Annotated in this window: 18 protein-coding genes; 11 read left to right on the top strand and 7 right to left on the bottom strand. The window is 71.9% G+C overall.

The features are described 5' to 3' along the window. Positions 1-51: 51 nt before the first annotated feature. Positions 52-546 carry a DUF3145 domain-containing protein gene (locus ACGFYV_RS26390; RefSeq protein ID WP_393880948.1) on the bottom strand — a complete coding sequence of 165 codons (495 nt, stop codon included), beginning with the start codon at positions 544-546 and terminating at the stop codon, positions 52-54. A 255-nt stretch (positions 547-801) separates the two neighbouring features. Between ACGFYV_RS26390 and ACGFYV_RS26385 the strand changes: the two genes are divergently transcribed. After that, on the top strand, positions 802-1,710 hold the full coding sequence (locus ACGFYV_RS26385) for an SGNH/GDSL hydrolase family protein (RefSeq protein WP_393880947.1): 909 nt from the start codon (positions 802-804) through the stop codon (positions 1,708-1,710). Positions 1,711-1,923: 213 nt separating this feature from the next. Here ACGFYV_RS26385 and ACGFYV_RS26380 read toward each other — a convergent pair whose 3' ends face one another. Together ACGFYV_RS26380 and ACGFYV_RS26375 are read right to left on the bottom strand one after the other, a co-directional pair. Then, on the bottom strand, positions 1,924-2,337 hold the full coding sequence (locus ACGFYV_RS26380) for a RidA family protein (protein WP_393880946.1): 414 nt from the start codon (positions 2,335-2,337) through the stop codon (positions 1,924-1,926). A gap of 72 nt (positions 2,338-2,409) precedes the next feature. Next, on the bottom strand, positions 2,410-3,225 hold the full coding sequence (locus tag ACGFYV_RS26375) for an EI24 domain-containing protein (protein WP_393880945.1): 816 nt from the start codon (positions 3,223-3,225) through the stop codon (positions 2,410-2,412). A 116-nt stretch (positions 3,226-3,341) separates the two neighbouring features. Between ACGFYV_RS26375 and ACGFYV_RS26370 the strand changes: the two genes are divergently transcribed. Further along, on the top strand, positions 3,342-4,106 hold the full coding sequence (locus ACGFYV_RS26370; protein ID WP_393880944.1) for a hypothetical protein: 765 nt from the start codon (positions 3,342-3,344) through the stop codon (positions 4,104-4,106). A 7-nt stretch (positions 4,107-4,113) separates the two neighbouring features. On the opposite strand, the gene ACGFYV_RS26365 is transcribed toward ACGFYV_RS26370, so the two are convergent. After that, positions 4,114-4,548 carry a MarR family winged helix-turn-helix transcriptional regulator gene (locus tag ACGFYV_RS26365; RefSeq protein WP_393880943.1) on the bottom strand — a complete coding sequence of 145 codons (435 nt, stop codon included), beginning with the start codon at positions 4,546-4,548 and terminating at the stop codon, positions 4,114-4,116. Positions 4,549-4,636: 88 nt separating this feature from the next. Here ACGFYV_RS26365 and ACGFYV_RS26360 point away from each other — a divergent pair, with 88 nt between their 5' ends. Together ACGFYV_RS26360 and ACGFYV_RS26355 are read left to right on the top strand one after the other, a co-directional pair. Further along, positions 4,637-5,635 (top strand): NADP-dependent oxidoreductase, encoded by a 999-nt coding sequence (locus tag ACGFYV_RS26360; protein WP_393880942.1) that lies wholly within the window; start codon positions 4,637-4,639, stop codon positions 5,633-5,635. Between the two features lie 244 nt (positions 5,636-5,879). Continuing rightward, a complete protein-coding gene (locus ACGFYV_RS26355; RefSeq protein ID WP_393880941.1) occupies positions 5,880-6,299 on the top strand; it encodes an organic hydroperoxide resistance protein in 420 nt (139 codons plus the stop codon). Between the two features lie 140 nt (positions 6,300-6,439). Here the strand turns inward: ACGFYV_RS26355 and ACGFYV_RS26350 are convergent, their stop codons facing one another. Further along, positions 6,440-7,597, bottom strand: coding sequence for a serine hydrolase domain-containing protein (locus ACGFYV_RS26350; RefSeq protein WP_393880940.1), 1,158 nt, complete (start codon positions 7,595-7,597; stop codon positions 6,440-6,442). Between the two features lie 248 nt (positions 7,598-7,845). Next, a complete protein-coding gene (locus ACGFYV_RS26345) occupies positions 7,846-8,928 on the bottom strand; it encodes a hypothetical protein (RefSeq protein WP_393880939.1) in 1,083 nt (360 codons plus the stop codon). 219 nt (positions 8,929-9,147) lie between these two features. Between ACGFYV_RS26345 and ACGFYV_RS26340 the strand changes: the two genes are divergently transcribed. Next, entirely contained in the window at positions 9,148-10,890 is a 1,743-nt protein-coding gene (locus ACGFYV_RS26340; protein WP_393880938.1) for a pyridoxal phosphate-dependent aminotransferase, read from the top strand. Here ACGFYV_RS26340 and ACGFYV_RS26335 read toward each other — a convergent pair. Next, positions 10,887-11,378 carry an ATP-binding protein gene (locus ACGFYV_RS26335; protein WP_393880937.1) on the bottom strand — a complete coding sequence of 164 codons (492 nt, stop codon included), beginning with the start codon at positions 11,376-11,378 and terminating at the stop codon, positions 10,887-10,889. The two genes, ACGFYV_RS26340 and ACGFYV_RS26335, sit on opposite strands and share 4 nt — an antisense overlap. A 129-nt stretch (positions 11,379-11,507) precedes the next feature. On the opposite strand from ACGFYV_RS26335, the gene ACGFYV_RS26330 reads away from it, so the two are divergent. The 6 genes from ACGFYV_RS26330 (at position 11,508) to ACGFYV_RS26305 (ending at position 18,414) form a co-directional block, all read left to right on the top strand. Then, positions 11,508-12,335 carry a helix-turn-helix domain-containing protein gene (locus ACGFYV_RS26330; protein ID WP_393881034.1) on the top strand — a complete coding sequence of 276 codons (828 nt, stop codon included), beginning with the start codon at positions 11,508-11,510 and terminating at the stop codon, positions 12,333-12,335. Further along, positions 12,332-12,517 (top strand): DUF397 domain-containing protein, encoded by a 186-nt coding sequence (locus tag ACGFYV_RS26325; RefSeq protein WP_393880936.1) that lies wholly within the window; start codon positions 12,332-12,334, stop codon positions 12,515-12,517. The genes ACGFYV_RS26330 and ACGFYV_RS26325 overlap by 4 nt, the downstream gene beginning before the upstream one ends. A gap of 129 nt (positions 12,518-12,646) precedes the next feature. Next, positions 12,647-15,634 carry a beta-galactosidase gene (locus tag ACGFYV_RS26320; protein ID WP_393880935.1) on the top strand — a complete coding sequence of 996 codons (2,988 nt, stop codon included), beginning with the start codon at positions 12,647-12,649 and terminating at the stop codon, positions 15,632-15,634. A 144-nt stretch (positions 15,635-15,778) separates the two neighbouring features. Then, positions 15,779-16,462 (top strand): toxin-antitoxin system, toxin component family protein, encoded by a 684-nt coding sequence (locus ACGFYV_RS26315; protein WP_393880934.1) that lies wholly within the window; start codon positions 15,779-15,781, stop codon positions 16,460-16,462. Beyond that, positions 16,459-17,829, top strand: a complete 1,371-nt coding sequence (locus tag ACGFYV_RS26310) for an MAB_1171c family putative transporter (protein ID WP_393880933.1) — start codon at positions 16,459-16,461, stop codon at positions 17,827-17,829. The genes ACGFYV_RS26315 and ACGFYV_RS26310 overlap by 4 nt, the downstream gene beginning before the upstream one ends. Before the next feature lie 15 nt (positions 17,830-17,844). Further along, positions 17,845-18,414, top strand: coding sequence for a hypothetical protein (locus tag ACGFYV_RS26305; protein ID WP_393880932.1), 570 nt, complete (start codon positions 17,845-17,847; stop codon positions 18,412-18,414). Positions 18,415-18,512: the final 98 nt, after the last annotated feature.

Here is an 18,512-nt window from a genome sequence, read left to right as displayed (position 1 = left end):
CGGTCGTCCGTACGACGGTCCGCACGGCGAGTCCGTACGGCGTCCTGCCGTTCACACCACCTGGTGCAGCCAGCGCACCGGGGCGCCCTCGCCCGCGTAGCGGAAGGGCTCCAGTTCGTCGTCCCAGGGCTTGCCCAGGAGCTTGGCGAGTTCGGCCTCCAGGTCCGTCTCACCGCGCCGGCTGCGCAGCAGGGCCGCGCGCAGCCGGTCCTCGGGGATGAGGATGTCGCCGTGGATGCCGGTGACGGCGTGGAAGATGCCGAGGTCGGGGGTGCAGCTGTAGCGCTCGCCCTCGGCGGTGGGGCAGGGCTCGGCGGTGACCTCGAAGCGCAGCAGGTGCCAGCCGCGCAGGGCGGAGGCGAGCTTGGACGCGGTGCCGGCCTCGCCCTGCCAGGAGAACTCGGAGCGCCAGGTGCCGGGGGCCGCGGGCTGCCGGATCCAGTCGAGGTTGACGCGCGTGCCGAGCACCCCGGCGATGGCCCACTCGACGTGCGGGCACAGCGCGCGCGGAGCGGAGTGCACGTACAGAACTCCACGTGTCGTCACCGGAACCTCCGGGCAGAGCGGGACATCCTTCGGACTGGCCGGCGGCAGTGGCGCGACGGCCGCGTTCATGGCGAGGCTACCCTGCGGCGGTGCAAGGAGTGTGACGTACCGTCGGTCCCGCTGCCAGGAATCCACTGCCATTCACCCAGGGGGACGCTTGTACGGGGGTGTGCCGTTCCAAGGGGCCCGGCCGGGAACCCTCGCGCGTTGTCATGGGAGGGAACACTGGAGCGACGAGCGAGGGGACCAGCAGGGATGCGGAAGCGAGGCCACCGGGTGCGGGCCGTCGTCGCGGGGATGACGGCGGTGGTGACGGCGGCGGTGCTGACCACGGGGTGCGACGTGTTCGGCGGAGGCGGCTCCTCCGGTACGAAGGACTCCCAGGGCGCGTCGCGCCGGCAGCCGAAGCCGGCCCCGGTGTGGGACCGCAGCCCCGACTCGATCGCCGCGGTCGGTGACTCCATCACGCGCGGTTTCGACGCGTGCACGGTGTTCTCGGACTGCCCGGAGGTGTCGTGGGCGACGGGCAGCGACGCGCGGGTGGACAGCCTGGCGGTGCGGCTGCTCGGGGTGACGGGGGCGGCGGAGCGCAGCTGGAACTACGCGGTGACCGGTGCCCGGATGGCCGACGTTCCCGACCAGATGGCCCAGGCGGTCACCCGGGGGCCCGAACTGGTGACCGTGATGGCGGGTGCCAATGACGCCTGCCGGGGCTCGGTGCGGGCGATGACGTCGGTGGCCGGTTTCCGCGAGGACTTCGAGAAGGCGCTGGGCACGGTGCGCACGGCGCTGCCGAAGACGCAGGTGTACGTGGCGAGCGTGCCGAACCTGAAGCGGCTGTGGGCCGAGGGCCGTACGGATCCGCTGGGCCGGCAGGTGTGGAAGCTGGGCATCTGCCCGTCGATGCTGGGCGCCTCGGACGACCTGTCGGAGGCGGCCGAGCGGCGGCGGGAGAAGGTGCAGCGGCGCGTGGAGGCGTACAACGCGGTGCTGAAGGAGGTCTGCGCCAAGGACCGCCGCTGCCGCTTCGACGGCAACGCGGTCTTCGACTTCCGCTTCGGCACCGAGCAGCTCAGCCACTGGGACTGGTTCCACCCGAGCCGCAACGGCCAGGCGCGGCTGGCCGAGATCGCCTATCGCACGGTCACGGCGGTACGTCCGTGACCTGGGCCCGGGAGGGGCGTGGTGAGCCCCGGTCCGGATGTCAGGAGTCCGGGCCGGGGCTGCGCGTGGGGGACTTGTCCCGGATCAGAACCTCATGGGCGCGGTGGGCCCGCGGCCCGTGATCGAACCGCTGAGGGAGATCTCGTACGAACCCTTCACAACTGGCAGACGTGTCAGCGGTTCCGCGCTCCGTCCGCCTGCCGGTACGGCTGTCTACCCGCCCGCCGGTACGGCTGCCTGCCCGCCCGCCGGTACGGCCGCGACGATCTCGATCTCCACCTGGGCCTCCGGCCGGAACAGGCGCGGCACTTCGAAGGTCGTGCTGGTCGGCGGGGTGCCGGTGAGGAACGCGCGGCGGACCGCGCCGTACTCGTCGAGCCGGGTGATGTCGGTGAGGCAGGTGCGGATGTTGATCACGTCCGCGAGGGTCGCGCCGTGGGCCTCCAGGAGGGCGCCGATGGTCTCGAAGACGCCCTTGGTCTGCTCGGCGAGGGTGGCTCCCTCGGCGACCTGCCCGGAGAGGAACAACAGCGCGCTGCCGTCGGCCTGTTCGACACGGGCGACCTGGGAGCGACAGGGGCTCAGCGGCTGAGGCGCGCGGGCGGGATCGCCGAGGGTGATCTGCATGGGGTCGACGCTAGGTCGGGGCGGCCGATGCCACAAGCGCATGCCTGGCATGGCCGCCATGCGTGTTCCGCGTCAGAAGGTGACCTGTTCGCTGTCCGGAGACTCGTCCGGGGACTCCTCTGTGTTCTCGTCGTTCTCGTCGTTGCCCTCGCCCAGCAGGTCGCGGGCGAGGAGGGTGGCGCCGGCGACGGCGCCCGGCATGAGGAACACGGCGACGAACGGGACCAGGAAGGCGAGGCCGAGGGGGGTGCCGAAGCCCCAGACCAGGGTCTTGCGGGAGCGGAGCAGCGCGAGGCGGGCGCGGAGTTCGACGCCGCGGCGCTGCAGGGCGACGGAGGCGAGTTCCTCGGTGAGGAAGAAGCCGGTGACGAAGAAGCCGATGACCGGGACGGCCGTCTGGCCGACGACGGGCAGGAAGCCGAGGGCGAAGAGCATCACGCCCCACAGTCCGGCCCGCACCAGGATGCGCAGGCTGTCGCGGGCGGAGATCCACATCTCGCGCCAGAGCGGCAGCCCCGACCGCGGTGCCGTGCCGTCGGGTGAGACGTCCTCGTCGACCTTCTCGGAGAGGCTCTCGTAGAAGGGCTGGCCGATCAGCAGGGTGACGGCCGTGAAGGTGAGGACGGCCAGCAGCAGGCCGAGGGCGAACAGCACGACCGTGAGGAAGCCGCGGAACAGGCCCTGCCAGGGGCTCGACCAGTCGTCCGCGAACGGCGTCGCCCACGCGACCGCGTCCTGCCCCCACACCGCGAGCGCGACCAGCACCGCCACGTACAGGACCAGGGCGATCAGGCCGGGCAGCAGGCCGAGCCCGAACTGCCGCCCGTGCCGGCCCACCCAGCGCTGGCCCGCCAGCAGATAACCGAACCCCACCCCGAGATCACGCATGGGAGAACCCTATCGGGGGACCGTGATCGGCTGGTTCGCCACCTTGTCCCGTCCCCGGCCGCGGCCCTACGCTCTTGCCCCTTGTGTCTCGGAGTGCCAGCGGGGAGGCCACTTCCGTGAACGTCGTCACACTCCTGCCGTTCCTGGTGGTCGCCGGGATTCCGCTCGCCGCGTTGGTGATCGCCTCGGGCAGGCGGCGGACCGCGGAGGAACGGGACCGCAGGGAGCAGGGGTTCGTGGCCTCTCTGCCGCCGCGGTCGACACCGCAGGACCAGACGAACCGGCTCGCTCTCGAAGCGCTCGACCGCCTGTGCGGCCTGAGCGGAAGTGTGCCGTGGCAGTTCGTCGACATGACCGGCTACTTCCAGGAGCGGTCCTGGAACAGGGCGGACGTGTACGACGTCATGGGCCGGCTGGAAGCCCTGGGGTTCGCCCAGCAGGAGGTGACGGCCACCCACCCCATCAGCCCCTACCGTTACCGGGCCACCGACGCCGGTGTGAGGGAGAACATGGCCAACGCGGGACGCAGAGAGACCGGCCCCCAGGTCCACGTCGAGCAGACGAACCACGACGGGCACAACATCGCCAACGTCAACAGCCGGGCGTGGAACTCGGTCGAGCACAGACACACCCGGCGGGAGGAGGTCTCCGAGGAGGTCTCCCTGGAGCGGCTGGTGCGGCTCCTGCGCGAGGAGGCCGCTCGGGCACCCCAGGACGTGTCCGTCAACGCCCTGAGCCACGCCGACAACCTGGACACCGCGCTGGCCGGCGGCGGGCGGATCACGACCGACGAGGCCGTGGGGCGGATCCAGCAGTTCCTGCTGACGGCGGGGGCCGGGTTCGGGGCCACCCAGCAGCTGCTGCAACTGCTGGGGCGCTGAGCGGGCGTTACGCGTCCAGCATGCGGCGCAGCAGGTCGCGCAGGGAGCGGCGTTCCTCGTCGGAGAGGCCGGCCAGGGGGGCGCGGGCGAAGCGCAGGTCCTCGCGGAGTGCGCGGACCACGCGCAGGCCCGCTTCGGTGGCGACGGCCATCTTCACGCGGCGGTCGGCGGGGTCGGGGTGACGCTCGACCAGGCCGCGGGATTCGAGGCGGTCCACGATGCCGGTCACGTTGGACGGCTCGCACTTCAGCTTCTGGGCCAGCTTGCGCATGGGCAGCGGGTCGAGGGCGAGCAGGCTGAGCAGCTTGGCCTGGGCGCCGGTCAGCGTGTGTCCGGCGGCGGCCTCCTCGTAGTCCGCGTGGTAGCGGCCCACCACCTCGCCGATCAGCTCGACGACCTCCACGGTCAGTTCGTCCGGTCGGGTGCTCTGCGGTGTGGCCATGTCTTCAGAGTACCCCATTTACTTGACACCTGAAATATTCAGACGCACCATTCTTTCAGGTACTGAAGTAATTTGAAGGGGCACCAAGATGATCAACCGCGAGTGGCACCTGCTGAGCCGTCCGGTCGGCTGGCCGAAGCCCGAGGACTTCGCCCTGGTCGAGACCGAGGTCCCGGCCCCCGGCGAGGGCCAGATCCTGGTACGCAACGAGTACCTCTCCGTGGACCCGTACATGCGGGGCCGGATGAGTGCCGCGAAGTCGTACGCCGCTCCCTACGAGGTGGGCGAGGTCATGCAGGGCGGCGCGGTCGGCGAGGTCGTCGCCTCCGACGCCGAGGGCTTCGCGGTCGGCGACCACGTCCTGCACTTCTCCGGCTGGCGCGAGTACGCGGTCATCGACGCGCGGCAGGGCGTCAAGGTCGACCCCGAGGCCGCGCCCCTGTCGACGTACCTCGGCGTCCTCGGCATGACCGGTCTGACCGCCTACGCCGGCCTGCTGCGCACCGCCTCCTTCAAGGAGGGCGACGCCGTGTTCGTCTCCGGCGCCGCGGGCGCGGTGGGCAGCCAGGTCGGCCAGCTCGCCAAGCTGATGGGCGCCTCGCGGGTCGTCGGCTCGGCCGGGTCGGACGAGAAGGTGAAGCTGCTGCTGGACGAGTACGGCTTCGACGCGGCGTTCAACTACAAGGAGGGCCCGGTGAGCGAGCAGCTGCGCGTGGCCGCGCCCGACGGCATCGACGTGTACTTCGACAACGTCGGCGGGGACCACCTCCAGGCCGCCATCGGGGCGCTCAACCTGAACGGCCGGATCGCCATCTGCGGCATGATCTCCGTCTACAACGCCACCGAGCCCGCGCCCGGCCCGAACAACCTCGCCCGGCTGATCCAGACCCGCGGCCGCATGGAGGGCTTCCTGGTCAGCGACCACTTCGACCTGCAGCCCGAGTTCGTGGAGAAGGTCGGCCCGTGGGTGGCCTCGGGTGCGCTGAAGTACCGCGAGACGGTCGTGGAGGGCATCGAGAACAACCTTGAGGCGTTCCTCGGGGTGCTGCGCGGCGACAACGTCGGAAAGATGATCGTCAAGCTCTGACCGTCAGACTCTGATCGTCAAGCTCTGATCGTCAAGCTCTGACCGTCAGGCTCTGATCGCCAAGTTCTGATCGTCAAGCTCTGACCGTCAGGCTCTGATCGCCAAGTTCTGATCGTCAAGCCTTGATCTTCGCGCTCCGACCGGGCGGGGCTTCTGTTTGGATTCCGGCATGCGGTAGTTTCTTTCCGAAATCCGCCGTCGATCGCGGGCGCGAGTCGTGGCGGGCCGAGAAGGAAGGCACCGCATGCCCATCCAGCAGTCCGACGTCGTCTACACCGCCGTCGCCACCGCCGAGAACGGCCGCGACGGTCGTGTCGCCACCGACGACGGCAAGCTCGACGTCGTCGTGAACCCGCCCAAGGAGATGGGCGGCAGCGGCGCCGGTACGAACCCGGAGCAGCTGTTCGCCGCCGGGTACAGCGCCTGTTTCCAGGGCGCGCTCGGTGTCGTCGCCCGCCAGGAGGGCGCCGACATCTCCGGGTCGACCGTGACCGCGAAGGTCGGGATCGGCAAGAACGAGGACGGGTTCGGGATCATCGTCGAGATCTCGGCGAGCATTCCGAACGTCGAGGCCACCGCCGCGCGGGAGCTGCTCGAGAAGGCGCACCAGGTGTGCCCGTACTCGAAGGCGACACGGGGGAACATCACGGTGACGCTGCGCTGAGCTCGGGCGAGGCGTCGATCGGCAGCCGCATCCTTTTTTTGGGGGGGGTGCGGCTGTCGTGTTTCGGGCGCGGGTTCTCGTGGGTTTCTCGCGCAGTTCCCCGCGCCCCCAGGGGGTTTGCGCTGCCCGGTGCGGTGCCGCTAGGGCGTGATGGCCGCGCGGTGCACTGCTGAGGCCAGTCTGTTGTTTTCCGGTGCCGCTCCTCCCGGGAAGGTGAAGCGGCGGCGGGTGTAGGCGTAGGAGAGGCCGCTGCGGGGGTCGGCGAAGGCCTGGGAGCCGCAGGCGCCGCTGTGGCCGATGGTGCCGGCGCCGAGGAAGGGGTGCCAGGTGTCGGACGTGGCCTGGAAGCCGAGGCCGAAGGACTTGTGGGTGCGGGACACCAGGTCGTAGCCGACCGAGTGCGGCTGGCCGAACTCCGCGACCGTGTCCTCCTTCAGCAGCGGCGCCTTCTCGTCGACCTCGCTGATCATCGCCGCGTACATCCCGGCCAGGCCGCGCGCGGAGGCGATGCCGCCCACCGAGGCGGGGCCCTTGGCGCGGACGGTGCGCTCGTTCGGCAGGGACTGCAGGTCGGTCGGCTCGGGGGCGTGGCGGTTGTAGGCGATCGAGGTGAGCGTGTGCGGACCGGCCGGCTGCGCGTCCAGCAGCGCCTGCTGCTCGGGGGTCGGCAGCATCGGCAGGGTGGTGCGGAAGCGGGGCTCGCGGGAGGCGGGCAGGCCGAGGTGGAGGTCGAGGCCGTAGGGGGCGCGGACCCGCTCCTCGTACAGCTCCTGGATCGTACGGCCCGTCGCGCGCCGGACGATCTCGCCGGTCAGCGCGCCGATCACCAGGGCGTGGTACCCGAAGGCGGCGCCGGGCCGCCAGAACGGCCGCTGGTCGGCGAGGCGTTCGGCCAGTGCGCGGTCGTCGGCCAGTTCCGCCGCGCTGAACCCGGCGTCCGTGCCGACCAGGCCTGCCCGGTGGGCGAGCAGTTCGCGCAGTGTCAGCGCGGCCTTGCCCTCGACGCCGAACTCGGGCCAGTAGTAGGTGACTTTGCGGTCCAGTTCCAGCGTGCCGTCCTGCACCAGCAGGGCGGTGACGAGGTGGGCCGCGCCCTTGGTGGACGAGAACACGCCGTACAGGCTGTCGCCGTCGACGCCCTCGCCCGCCCACAGGTCCACGACGCGGCGGCCGTCGGCGTACGCGCACAACTGTCCCTCGTAGTCGTCGGGTTCCCCGGCGACGAACGCCGCGAACTCCTCGCGCACCGCCTCGAAGCCCTCGGCGACCGTGCCGTGCACGGTGATCTCCTGCGTCATCGCTCTCCTCAGCCTGAGCCGCTGCTCGCCACTCCCCCCTCGGCACCACGCCCACTCGGGTTTCGGGCGACCCCGAGGTCGAGTACGGCGAGAGGTACCTGTTCGACTCAACAGCCGTGAGGGCCCGTTGGTGTCACCGATACCCCGGATGGCCGATGACATGGGGGGATACGGGGAGAGGAGGTGAGGATCATGAGGAGGTTGCGCAGGTGCGGACGGCTGACTTCACCACTCGAAAGAGGGAACGCCTACGTGCACCACCACAGGAACCGGTTGCACGTCCTCGTCGGCGACGGCCGGGGCGTGGGCGCCGAGGTCGTGGGGGCGCCGGTCGGGGTGGCGCTCGGCTGCGCGGGCGGCGGGGCGGCCGTGGCCGACGACCGGGGGGCGGCCGTGGCCGATGGCGTCTCCTTGGCGCTCGGGGACGCGGAGGCCGTGTGCTTGGGGTCCTTGGACGCGGAGGCGGAGGCCGAGAGGTCCGCGGACGTGCCCGAGGCGTTCTGGCCGGTGGCGGCGCCCGCGGTGCCGCCCGGGGCGGCCGGGCTGCCGGGGGTGCCGGAGGCGTCGCCGCCGTCCGTGGACGCCTGGTCGGAGGCCGCGGGGCCGCCGGAGGAGAAGGGCGCGTCCGTGCCGATCTCGGCGAAGGTCAGACCGCCCGCCGCGAGGACCAGGCCCGCGGTGATCAGCACCGTGCGGCGCCGGCGGCGCCGGTGCGCGGCGGCCTTGCGGTCCCGGCGGCTGCCTTCGCCGCGGGCTGCCTGGCGCCGGCCGGAGGAACGGGACGCGCGGCGGGTCTCCGGGGTGTCGTCCTCCGCGTACGCGTCGTCGTACTCGTCGCCGTGCTCGTCGCCGTGCTCGTCGCCGTAACTGTCGCCGCGATCTTCGCCGTACTCGTCGCCGCGCTCGGCGCCGTGCCCGGCGCCGTGCTCTTCGCCGTACTCGTCCGCGGGGGCGTCGTACGCGTCGGCGCGGTCGTCGTATGCGTCGGCGCGGTCGTCGTATGCGCGGGGGGCCTGCCCGTAGCCGCCCGCCGATTCGTACGCCTCGGGGGCGCCGCCCTGGCGGGGGACGCGGGCGCCGGGCGGGGGCGTCGGCATGCCGCCGTGACCGCCGTGAGCCGCGGGAACACCGGGGTGCCCGGCGTGGCCGACCTGCCCCTGGCCGCTCTGCCCCACCTGCCCGGTCTGTGCGTAGGGGTCGGCCGTCCTGCCCGCGTAGCCGCGCACGAGAGGTGCTCGTACGGGCGCGGCGGGGGTCTGTGCCGACGCACCGCAGCCCGGGCAGGCCAGGGCGCCGTTGAGGTGCCGTTGGCACGTGTGGCAGTAGTCCATGACGCGGGAAGACTAGATTCCGCAACGGTCACCTTCCTAGCCAGGGCTGTGAAGGTTTCGTGGGAAACGGCAAATCTTCTCGAAACCCTTGCCGAAACCGTCACCTCTGCGCTCATCGGCACCCACATGTCCGGGGAGTTGAACACCGACTCCGTCACCCGCGTACTCATGGGCGGCCCGTGCTTCCCCCGCACGGGCCACCCTTCGACGGAGGTTCCCTTGCCTGACAACGTCACCTCGTTGTTCCGTGGCACCGCGGCGCACAGCCCTTCGATGGCGGCGCTGACGCGGGAGAGCGACGGGTCGGGGCCGGTGGACTTCTGCATCCCGTGCAACCCGTACTTCCCGACCCCGGCCATGTTCGAGAAGCTGGCGGTCCGGCTGCGCGAGATCCTCACGTACTACCCGAGCAGCGCCGACACCATCACGGCCGAGCTGGCCGGTCTGCTCCAACTGCCGCCGCAGTGCATGGCGATGGGCAACGGCTCCACGGAGCTGATCACCTGGATCGACCACCTCCTGGTCCGCGAGTCCCTGGCGGTCCCGGTCCCCACCTTCGGCCGCTGGACCGACCAGCCGATGGAGACGGGCAAGCGGGTCGACATGTTCCCGCTCCAGGAGGCGAACGGCTTCACGCTGGACCTGGCCCGGTACGAGGAGTTCATCCGCGCCCGCGGCAGCCGGGTGGCCGTCGTCTGCAACCCGAACAACCCCGACGGCGGCCATGTGGCCAAGCAGGCGGTGGTGCGGTTCATGGACGCGATGGCGGACCTGGACCTGGTGGTCGTGGACGAGTCGTTCCTCGAGTTCGCCGACGCGGAGGCCGACCCGAGCGTCGTACAGGAGGCGATGCTGCGCCCCAACGTGGTGGTGCTGCGCAGCCTCGGCAAGAACTTCGGCCTGCACGGCGTCCGCTTCGGCTACCTGGTGGCGAACCCGGCGATCGCGGGCCGGATCCGCTCGGCGCTTCCCAAGTGGAACCTCAACTCCTTTGCCGAACATGTGGTGTTCATGCTGCGCGAGCACGGTCCGGAGTACGCGCAGAGCCTGCTGCGGATACGGCGCGACCGCCTGGAGATGGCCGGCCACCTCTCCACCCTGCCCGGCCTCACGGTCTATCCCTCCCAGGGCAACTTCCTCTTCGTCCGCCTGCCCGTGGGCGCCGAAGGCACCGTGGTCCGCGACCGGCTGCTCACCGAGCACCGGATCCTGGTCCGCGAGTGCGGCAACAAGATCGGTTCGTCCAGCCGCTTCCTGAGACTCGTGGTGCGCCCCCAGGTCGACGTGCGTCGCCTGGTGTCCGGCCTGGAGCAGGTGCTCTACGGGACCAGGAGGGAAGCCGCCGTGCCCGAGCTGAACACCGGGACCGGCTACAGCTCGGGCACGGCGGCCGTGGACCGACTGGTGGGCGCGACCAACGGCGCGGGCGTACATGGCCTCGCCGCACAGGCCGCCGGCATACCGGGCCTCGCCGCACAGGCCGCCGGCATACCGGGCCTCGCCGCACAGGCCGCAGCGGCCGGCGTGGCTCCGGGCCCCGCCCCGGCCGCGGCCGCCTTCCCTGCCGCGGCCACCGGCATGCAGCAGCGTGCGGCGCTGCCGCTGGAGCAACCGATGGCGATCCCGGTCCAGCAGCCCCCGACCCCGGCACCGGTCCCGGCCCCCTTCCCCACACCCGCACCGGCTCCCGCGCCGTTCCCCACCCCCCCTGCCGCCCCACCGGCCCCTGCCCCCGCTCCGGCCCCCGCCCCCCTCGCGGTCGCCCCGACCCCGCCGGGCGTCCCGGCCCGCGGAGGCCTCACGGCCGCCCAGGTACGCGGCATGACAGCCCCGGGCACCCCGACCGCTCCCGCCCCCGGCACCTTCACCCCGGCCACCGGCCTGGCCCCGGCCCCTGCCACCGGCTGGCCCAACGCCCAGAGCTGGCCGGACGCGGCGGGAATGGGGCAGGCGGCGGGCTAGCGGGCACCCGGAACACCGGCCGGCCCGCGCTCCAGCCCGGCGGACTGAAGCCAGGCCCGGGTGTGCCGTTGGCGGTCGAACAGTGACGGCGGCACGTCGACCTCGGCCCGGACGGTCTTGCCGGGTGCGTCGCGGTCGAGTACCTCCCAGCGGGAGGCCAGGGCGTCGACCAGTACGAGCCCGCGTCCCGCGTCGGCGAGCGGCAGGGGCTCTCGTACGTCCCCGGGGGCGGGCGGTCGTCGTTCCGCGCGGGTGTCGGTCACCTCGATGCGCACGCTTCCCGCCAGCAGAGAAAGCCGTAACTCGAAGTCCCGGCCCGGTACGCGGCCGTGGGTCGCGGCGTTGGTGGCCAGCTCGGCGACGATCACCGCCACGGCGTCCGACGTGTCGGTGCCGTGCGGGATGCCCCAGGCGTCGAGCTGGGCGAGGGCCAGGTGCCTGGCCAGGCGGGCGCCACGGGGAGTCGCACTGAGGCGTTGGGTGAGCATGTGCCCAATGTGGGGGGCGTGAAGGGGGCTTCACCAGGTGCGCCGCGCGTACGGTGCGTCAGCGTACGCGGTGACGATCTGGACAGTACTCGTGACTGGCCGTGACCATGGTCGCGGGAGGTGACCACGATGGTCGACGGGCGGGTGGGCGAGCCGGAGTCCTCGGACAGCATGCGGACGTTCGGTGCGGTGGTGCAGGCGCTCCGCGAATATCACGGGTTGAGCAGGGAGGAGTTCGGCCGGCTCGTGGGCTACTCCAAACACACGGTGGCGTCCGTGGAGTTGGGGCGGCGGATGCCGGATGCGGATTTCGTGGAGGCCTCGGAGGCCGCCTTGGGGAACACCGGGGCGCTGAGGAGGGCGGCGGCCTGTCTGGTGCGGCAGCCGGGGTTGGCGTCCTGGTTCCGGCGCTGGGCCGAGTTGGAGAAGTCGGCGATCACCCTCTACACGTACGAGTGCCGGATGATTCCTGGGCTGTTGCAGACCGAGGCGTACGCACGGACACTGTTCGACCAGCAGCTTCCGCCGCTGGACGACGAGCAGATCGAGGCGCGGTGGGAAGCTCGCGCGGATCGCCAGCAGTTGCTGCGCAAGCGGGCGAACACGGCGTTCGGCTTCATCCTGGAGGAGCACCTGTTCCGGCGTCGGTCCGGTGGACGGGATGTCACGCGTGAACTCATCGATCACGTCCTGGAACTCGCAGAGTCGCGCAATGTGGAGGTCCAGGTCATGCCGACCGTGCAGGAGTCGCACGCGGGACTCGCAGGCCCGATCCAGTTGCTGGAGACGCCCGAGAACAAGTGGTTCGCCTACTGCGAAGGGCAGCGGGGCGGCCTGCTCGTTGCCGAGGCGAAAGAGGTCAGCATCCTCCAACGGCGATATGCCAGGATGAGTTCAGAGGCTCTCACTCTGGATGACTCCCGGAGCCTGCTGCAGCGGATGCGAGGGGACTTATGAGCACCACTGGACTGGCGTGGTTCAAGAGCAGCTACAGCAGCAGCGGCGACGGTGACTGCGTCGAAGTCGCCCACACCCCCGCCACCATCCACGTCCGCGACTCCAAGGACCGCCGGGGACCCGCCCTCGTCCTCTCCCCCGCCACCTGGACCGACTTCCTCGCCTACGCCTCCCGGCGCTGAGCGGAGCGCCCACGTGGCGTCCGTACCGGGGAATCCGTCCGTGGCGAGGGGCCCAGAGGGCTTCGTGGGGTGGGTGAGCGTGGAGAATGGCCGGACCGCGCCCCCGTAAGATCGCCGGGAGGATCCACCTTGGCGCTCAGCAGACGTACTTTCAGTGCCCTGGCCGGTTCGGCCGCGCTCGGGTTCGCCCTGGGTGGCAGTGGCGGGCCCGGGGCGCCCTCGGCGTACGCGGCGCGCAGTGTGCCGACCGGTCCCGCGCCCGCCGCGCCGCGCGCCGACGGGCAGCGGCACACCATCGGCTACGACTCGTACTCGCTGCTGGTCGACGGCCGGCGCCTGGTCGTGTGGTCCGGCGAGATGCATCCCTTCCGGCTGCCGAGCCCCTCCCTGTGGCGCGACGTGCTGCAGAAGATGCGGGCGCACGGGTACAACGCCGTGAGCATCTATGTGTCGTGGAACTATCATTCGCCCGCGCCGGGGCAGTACGACTTCTCCGGGGTGCGGGATCTCGACCTGTTCCTGCGCACGGCGACCGAGACCGGGCTGTACGTGATCCTGCGGCCGGGCCCGTACATCAACGCCGAGGTCGACGGCGGCGGCTTCCCGGGGTGGCTGACGGCGACGAAGGGGACGGCGCGCACCGCCGACCCGACGTATCTGTCGTACGTGGACGAGTGGCTCACCCAGGTGAACCGGATCGCCGGGCGGCATCTGTTCACGCGGGGCGAGGGCACCGTCCTGCTGTACCAGATCGAGAACGAGTACGACGCCCACGTGAAGGACGCGTCCGGGCGGGAGTACATGTCCCACCTGTACAAGAAGGTCAGGGAAGACGGGATCGACGTCCCTCTCTTCCACAACGACAAGGGCAGGAACGGGTACTGGGTGCCGGGGTCGTTCGACACCGGTGGCGAGAGCGGCGGCTGGCTGTACGGGTTCGACGGGTATCCGTCGCCGTCCCAGGCCCCGCCGGACTGGGGGCACTTCGGGCACGGTGGCGTGACGGGCGGGGCGACCGCGTCGCCGCGCACGCCCGGGTTCGTACCGGAGTTCGGGGGCGGCTGGTTCGATCCGTGGGGCGGGGCCTGGTTCGACGGCAAGGGGTACGCCGAGTCGCGGCGCACCCGGGACGCCGCCTACGAGCGCCGCTTCTACCTCACCAACCTCGCCAACGGCATCACCCTGCACAACGTGTACATGACCTTCGGCGGGACCTCGTGGGGCTGGCTGCCCGCGCCGGTCGTCTACACGTCGTACGACTACGGGGCCGCGATCGACGAGGGCCGGGGCGTCACCGAGAAGATCGCCCCGATGCACCAGCTCGGGCATCTGCTCCAGCGCGTGCCGGACTTCGCCCGCCTCGACCGGGCGGCGGAGGTGAAGGCGAAGGGCCTGAGGGTCTACCACCTCACCAACCCGGACACCGGCGCCCATGTGTACGTGGCCCGCAACGACGGCGCGGAGCCGGTCACCACCGGCCTGCCGACGGACGCCGGCCTGCTCCCGGTCACCGTGCCCGCGCACGACGCCCGCATGCTGACCACCGGCCTCTCGCTCGGCAAGCGGACGCTGAAGTACTCCACCGCGCAGCCCATGCTGTGCCTGAACACCGGGCGGCAGGACATCGCCGTGTTCACCGGACGGCGCGACGACATGGCGGACCTGGTCCTGAAGTGCCCCGTGGAGCCGGCCGTCCGGCGTCTCGACCCGGAGGCCGCCTGGGCGTACGCCGGCGACGAGCTGCACGTCAACGCGCCCCTCGGGCACGGCGGTCTGATCCGGCTGCTGGTCACGAAGGGCGAGAGCGACGTCCCGCTGCTGCTGCTCTTCGCGGACGACGCCACCTCGGTGCGGTTGTTCCCGTACGACACCCCGTCCGGGACCCTGCTGGTCCACGGCCCGCAACTGCTGCGCCACGCCGAGGTGCGCGGCTCGGAGGTGCACCTGAGCGGTGACATCACGGACGAGACCGCCATCGAGGTGTGGGGTCCGCGCGGGATCACGGGCCTGGTGTGGAACGGGCGGCGGCTGCCGACCCGGATCACCCTGTCCGGCAGCGTGATGACGACCGTGTCGCTGCCCTCGGTCCCGGAGGTGCTGCTGCCCCCGCTGGCCGGCTGGCGGATGCGTACGGAGAACCCGGAGGCGGGCCCGAACTTCGACGACCGGTCCTGGAAGGTCGCGGACAAGACGTCGTCGTACAGCGTCACCCGGGTCCCGGACGGGCAGCCGGTGCTGTTCGCCGACGACTACGGCTTCCACTACGGGGACGTCTGGTACCGGGGCACGTTCGGCGACTCGTCCGGCGTCGAGGAGGTCGCGCTCGCCTACAGCACCGGCACGCAGGGACTGCTGATGGCGTGGTTGGACGGGGAGCCGCTGGGCACCCACCGGATGCCCGTGCCGGACAAGGACACCACCATCCGCAAGGGCAGTTGGGACGCCACCGCCGTCTTCCCGGTGCGCGAGCGCCTGCGCGGGCCCGGCCGGCACGTGCTGTCCGTGCTCGTGCGGCGCATGCAGCACGACCAGGACGGCAAGGCGCAGGACACGCACAAGGTGGCGCGCGGCCTGACCTCCGCCGTCCTCAGGAAAGCCGCCGCCTTTGAGGGGGCCGCGCCGCGTGTGACCTGGCGGATCCAGGGCGAGGCCGCCCCGGACCCGGTGCGCGGGCCGCAGAACAACGGCGGCCTGTACGGCGAGCGGGAGGGCTGGCACCTGCCCGGCTTCGCCGACCGGCACTGGGAGACGGTGACCTTCCCGCGCGCCGAGCGGCGGCAGGGGGTGACCTGGTACCGGACGACGTTCCGGCTGTCCGTGCCGGGGGACGTCGACGCCTCGATCGGGCTGACCCTGGAGGACGACCGCTACCGGGCCTACCGGGCGCAGATCTTCCTCAACGGCTGGAACATGGGCCAGTACATCAACAACGTCGGCCCGCAGCACACGTTCGTCCTGCCGAACGGCATCCTGCGCACCCGGGGCACCAACACCCTCGCGCTGGCGGTCCTCTCGGAGTTCACCTCGCTGTCCGGGCCGGGGGCGGTGAGCCTGACCCTGCTGGGCCGGGCGACGGGAGGGGTACCGGTGACGCCGGTGGCCTCGCCCGGCCGCTGATCTCCGTCTCGTCCATGTCGTCCATGTCGTTCATCTCGTCCATGTCGTTCACTTCTGAACGACAGTCGTCCGATCGCATGACGTGGACACACCCCGCCGCGTACGCTCGGACGAGCGGTGCGGCGGCGGCGCGGAGGGGGAGCGATGGCATTCGCGGGCGGCGCGCGAGCGTGGGCGGCACGACTGGCCGCACGGCTGGGCCGCCCCCGTCCGGGCCCGGCGCGGCGCTCGCTGGCCGCCGGCCTCGCCTCCGCCGTCCGGGCCCGGCCGCAACCGCCGAACGGTGTACGGGAGTTGTGCCGGGCGCTGTGCGAGGAGATGAGCGCGCGGCGGGGCGGCCGGCCGGTGGAGCTGCGGTTCGAGCGGTTCCCGGACGAGATCGAGGTCACCGGGCTGTGGGTGGAGTTCCAGGACTTCGACCTGGTGATCGTGGAGGAACGTGCGGAGGCCGTGCAGCAACTGGTCATCCTGGGCCATGAGTTGTGGCATCTGCACGCCGGACACCGCCACCACGCGCCGGCCGGCGACGCGGCGGCGCGGGCCCTGGCCGACGAGCCCGGCTGGCGCGAGGGCGCCCTGACGGTCGCGGCCCGCAACGGCTCCCGGGCCGCCGACGAGGCCGAGGCGGACGACTTCGGCCACCGGCTCGCCACACTGCTCCGGCCGTACCTGAGCGAGCGGTACCTGAGCGAGCGGTACCTGAGCGAACGGCGCCCGACCGAGCCGTATCCGACTGATCCGTACCTGAGCGGGCGGGCTCCCGGCGCCGGGCCCGATCCCGTGCAGCGCTTCCTCGGCTACCGCGGACGGGGCGGGGCCGCCCGGTGACCGCGCTGGCGCTCACCCCCGCGCGCCTCCTCGGCCAGCTCTACATCTCCTTCTGGGTCCCGGTCGCGGCCCTCGCCCTCGCCCTTCTGATCAAACTGCCCACCATCGTCCGGCTGTGGCGTGACCCGCTGCTGCGCGCGGCCGGCGGCACGCTGCTGATCACCTGCGCGGTGTTCGTGTTCTGCGCGCCGTCCATGATCGTCCGGGTCAACCGGGTGACCGGGGTGCCCAACATCGCTGCGCCCTGGTGCTATTCGCTCATCACCGCGATGAGCGGCTCCTGCCTGCTGCTGATCATCACCTGGCGCAACGGCCCCTCCGGCCGTTCCCCGGTCACCCGCTGTGCGCTGCGCCGGGTGGTGTCGGTGTACGCCGGGGTGATCGTCGCGCTGTGGGTGCTGTTCGCCCTGGCCGACGTCCCGGTGCAGCGGGTGCACGACCTCGACACGTACTACGCCGGTACGCCGTTCATGCGCGAGGAGATCCTGCTGTACCTCCTCGCGCACGCGGTGGCCTGTGTCGTCGCGTCCGGGCTGATCCGGAACTGGGTGCGCACCGAGGGTCTGGACGGGTGGCTGCGGTGGGGGCTGCGGCTGCTCGGTGCCGGGTACGCGCTGAGCCTCGGCTTCATCGCGGCCAAGCTGGTCGCCGTCGCGGCACGCTGGTGCGGGGGCGACCTGGACTGGCTGAGCACGGACCTCGCCCCGCCGCTCTCCGCGACGGCCGCGCTCCTGGTCGCGGGCGGGTTCATCCTGCCCCACGCCGGCCAGTACCTCCACGAACGCTGGCACGTGCGGCGCACCTACCGCGAACTGCGGCCCCTGTACGACCTGCTGCGCACCGCGAGCGGCGAGGCGGCCCCGGTACCGCACGCGCCGCTCGCCGGCCCGGAACTGCGCCTCACCCGACGTGAGACCTTCATCCGGGACCTGCTGCTCCCGCTCACCCGCCACATCGACCCGGACCTGAACCGCCGCGCCCACGACGCCGCCCGCACCCTCGGCCACGGCCCCGAGCGGGCGCGGGCGCTGGCGGGAGCGGTGAGTGTCCTGGCGGCGATCGAGCGAAGGGGTGAACTTCCGGAGCCGACGAACCGGGTTGAGCGGGCGGACCGGACTGACTGGGCTGAGCGGACTGAGCGGGTTGAGCGGGTTGAGCGAGCCGGGCAGGCGCCCGCGGCGGACACCCACATGGACGCGGCAGACACGTACCTGGACGCGGCGCACATACACATGGACTCGGGCACGGGCACAGCTCCCGGGAACCCGCTCCGGGACATCGGCGCGATCTCCCGGGCGCTGCGCCGTCCCGCCGACATCGAGGCGGTACGGGCCCGCGCCACCGAGGGTGTCGCCGCGCGCGAGTGACGCACCATGGATGCCATGCGACTCGACTTCCAGCTGGTACTGCTGCGCCGTATGGCCGACCACAACCCGGACCTGGTCGAGGACGCCCGGCACCGGCTGGGCGCGTCGCTCGCGGACATGAGGGAGACGAACAAGCGCTGGCAGGCCATGGTCCGCTCGCCCAGGTCCCGGTCGGCCGCCGGCCGCTACCGCTCGGTCCTCGGCGCACCGCAGGCCGTCGTGCCGCGCCGCCTCGGCGACGTCGACTGCGAGTCCTGGCAGTGGGCGCTCCCGCTCTGGCCCGACCTGCGCTTCGAGGTGCTGGTCTCGCCCGACGGCGCGGTCTGGAACGAGTGGCTGGTACGGGCGCCGGGCGCCCCGGCCCCGGACCTGCGCACCCTGGACGACCTCGCCCCGTGGTCCTGCACGGTGGACGAGGCCGCCCGCGCCTTCGCCCCGGCCCGCCCGCTGGAGGGCACGGCGCCCACCCGGTGGGGGCTCGCCTTCACGGCCCCCGACGGGGACGGCGTACGCCATGAGGTCGTCGCCGAGTTCACGTGGGGGCTGCTCCAGCGGACGGCCGTACGCGGCCGGGCCGGGGGCTAGGGACTAACTGATCGTTTCAGAATGAGTTGCGCTGCGGGTCTTGTGCTCGACGATCTTGGTCGGCAGGGTGTCCGGAGTGCGTGCTGATCTTGTTCCTG

This window comes from Streptomyces sp. NPDC048297, from assembly GCF_043201585.1.
In the GTDB taxonomy this organism is placed as follows: Bacteria; Actinomycetota; Actinomycetes; order Streptomycetales; family Streptomycetaceae; genus Streptomyces.
This window is presented reverse-complemented; position numbering and strand designations above follow the sequence as displayed.

Coding starts and splice junctions, on each gene's coding strand:
- ACGFYV_RS26385 (WP_393880947.1), top strand. CDS start 802: ATGCGGAAGCGAGGCCACCGGGTGCGGGCCGTCGTCGCGGGGATGACG.
- ACGFYV_RS26380 (WP_393880946.1), bottom strand. CDS start 2,337: ATGCAGATCACCCTCGGCGATCCCGCCCGCGCGCCTCAGCCGCTGAGC.
- ACGFYV_RS26375 (WP_393880945.1), bottom strand. CDS start 3,225: ATGCGTGATCTCGGGGTGGGGTTCGGTTATCTGCTGGCGGGCCAGCGC.
- ACGFYV_RS26365 (WP_393880943.1), bottom strand. CDS start 4,548: ATGGCCACACCGCAGAGCACCCGACCGGACGAACTGACCGTGGAGGTC.
- ACGFYV_RS26360 (WP_393880942.1), top strand. CDS start 4,637: ATGATCAACCGCGAGTGGCACCTGCTGAGCCGTCCGGTCGGCTGGCCG.
- ACGFYV_RS26355 (WP_393880941.1), top strand. CDS start 5,880: ATGCCCATCCAGCAGTCCGACGTCGTCTACACCGCCGTCGCCACCGCC.
- ACGFYV_RS26350 (WP_393880940.1), bottom strand. CDS start 7,597: ATGACGCAGGAGATCACCGTGCACGGCACGGTCGCCGAGGGCTTCGAG.
- ACGFYV_RS26345 (WP_393880939.1), bottom strand. CDS start 8,928: ATGGACTACTGCCACACGTGCCAACGGCACCTCAACGGCGCCCTGGCC.
- ACGFYV_RS26335 (WP_393880937.1), bottom strand. CDS start 11,378: ATGCTCACCCAACGCCTCAGTGCGACTCCCCGTGGCGCCCGCCTGGCC.
- ACGFYV_RS26330 (WP_393881034.1), top strand. CDS start 11,508: ATGGTCGACGGGCGGGTGGGCGAGCCGGAGTCCTCGGACAGCATGCGG.
- ACGFYV_RS26325 (WP_393880936.1), top strand. CDS start 12,332: ATGAGCACCACTGGACTGGCGTGGTTCAAGAGCAGCTACAGCAGCAGC.
- ACGFYV_RS26315 (WP_393880934.1), top strand. CDS start 15,779: ATGGCATTCGCGGGCGGCGCGCGAGCGTGGGCGGCACGACTGGCCGCA.
- ACGFYV_RS26305 (WP_393880932.1), top strand. CDS start 17,845: ATGCGACTCGACTTCCAGCTGGTACTGCTGCGCCGTATGGCCGACCAC.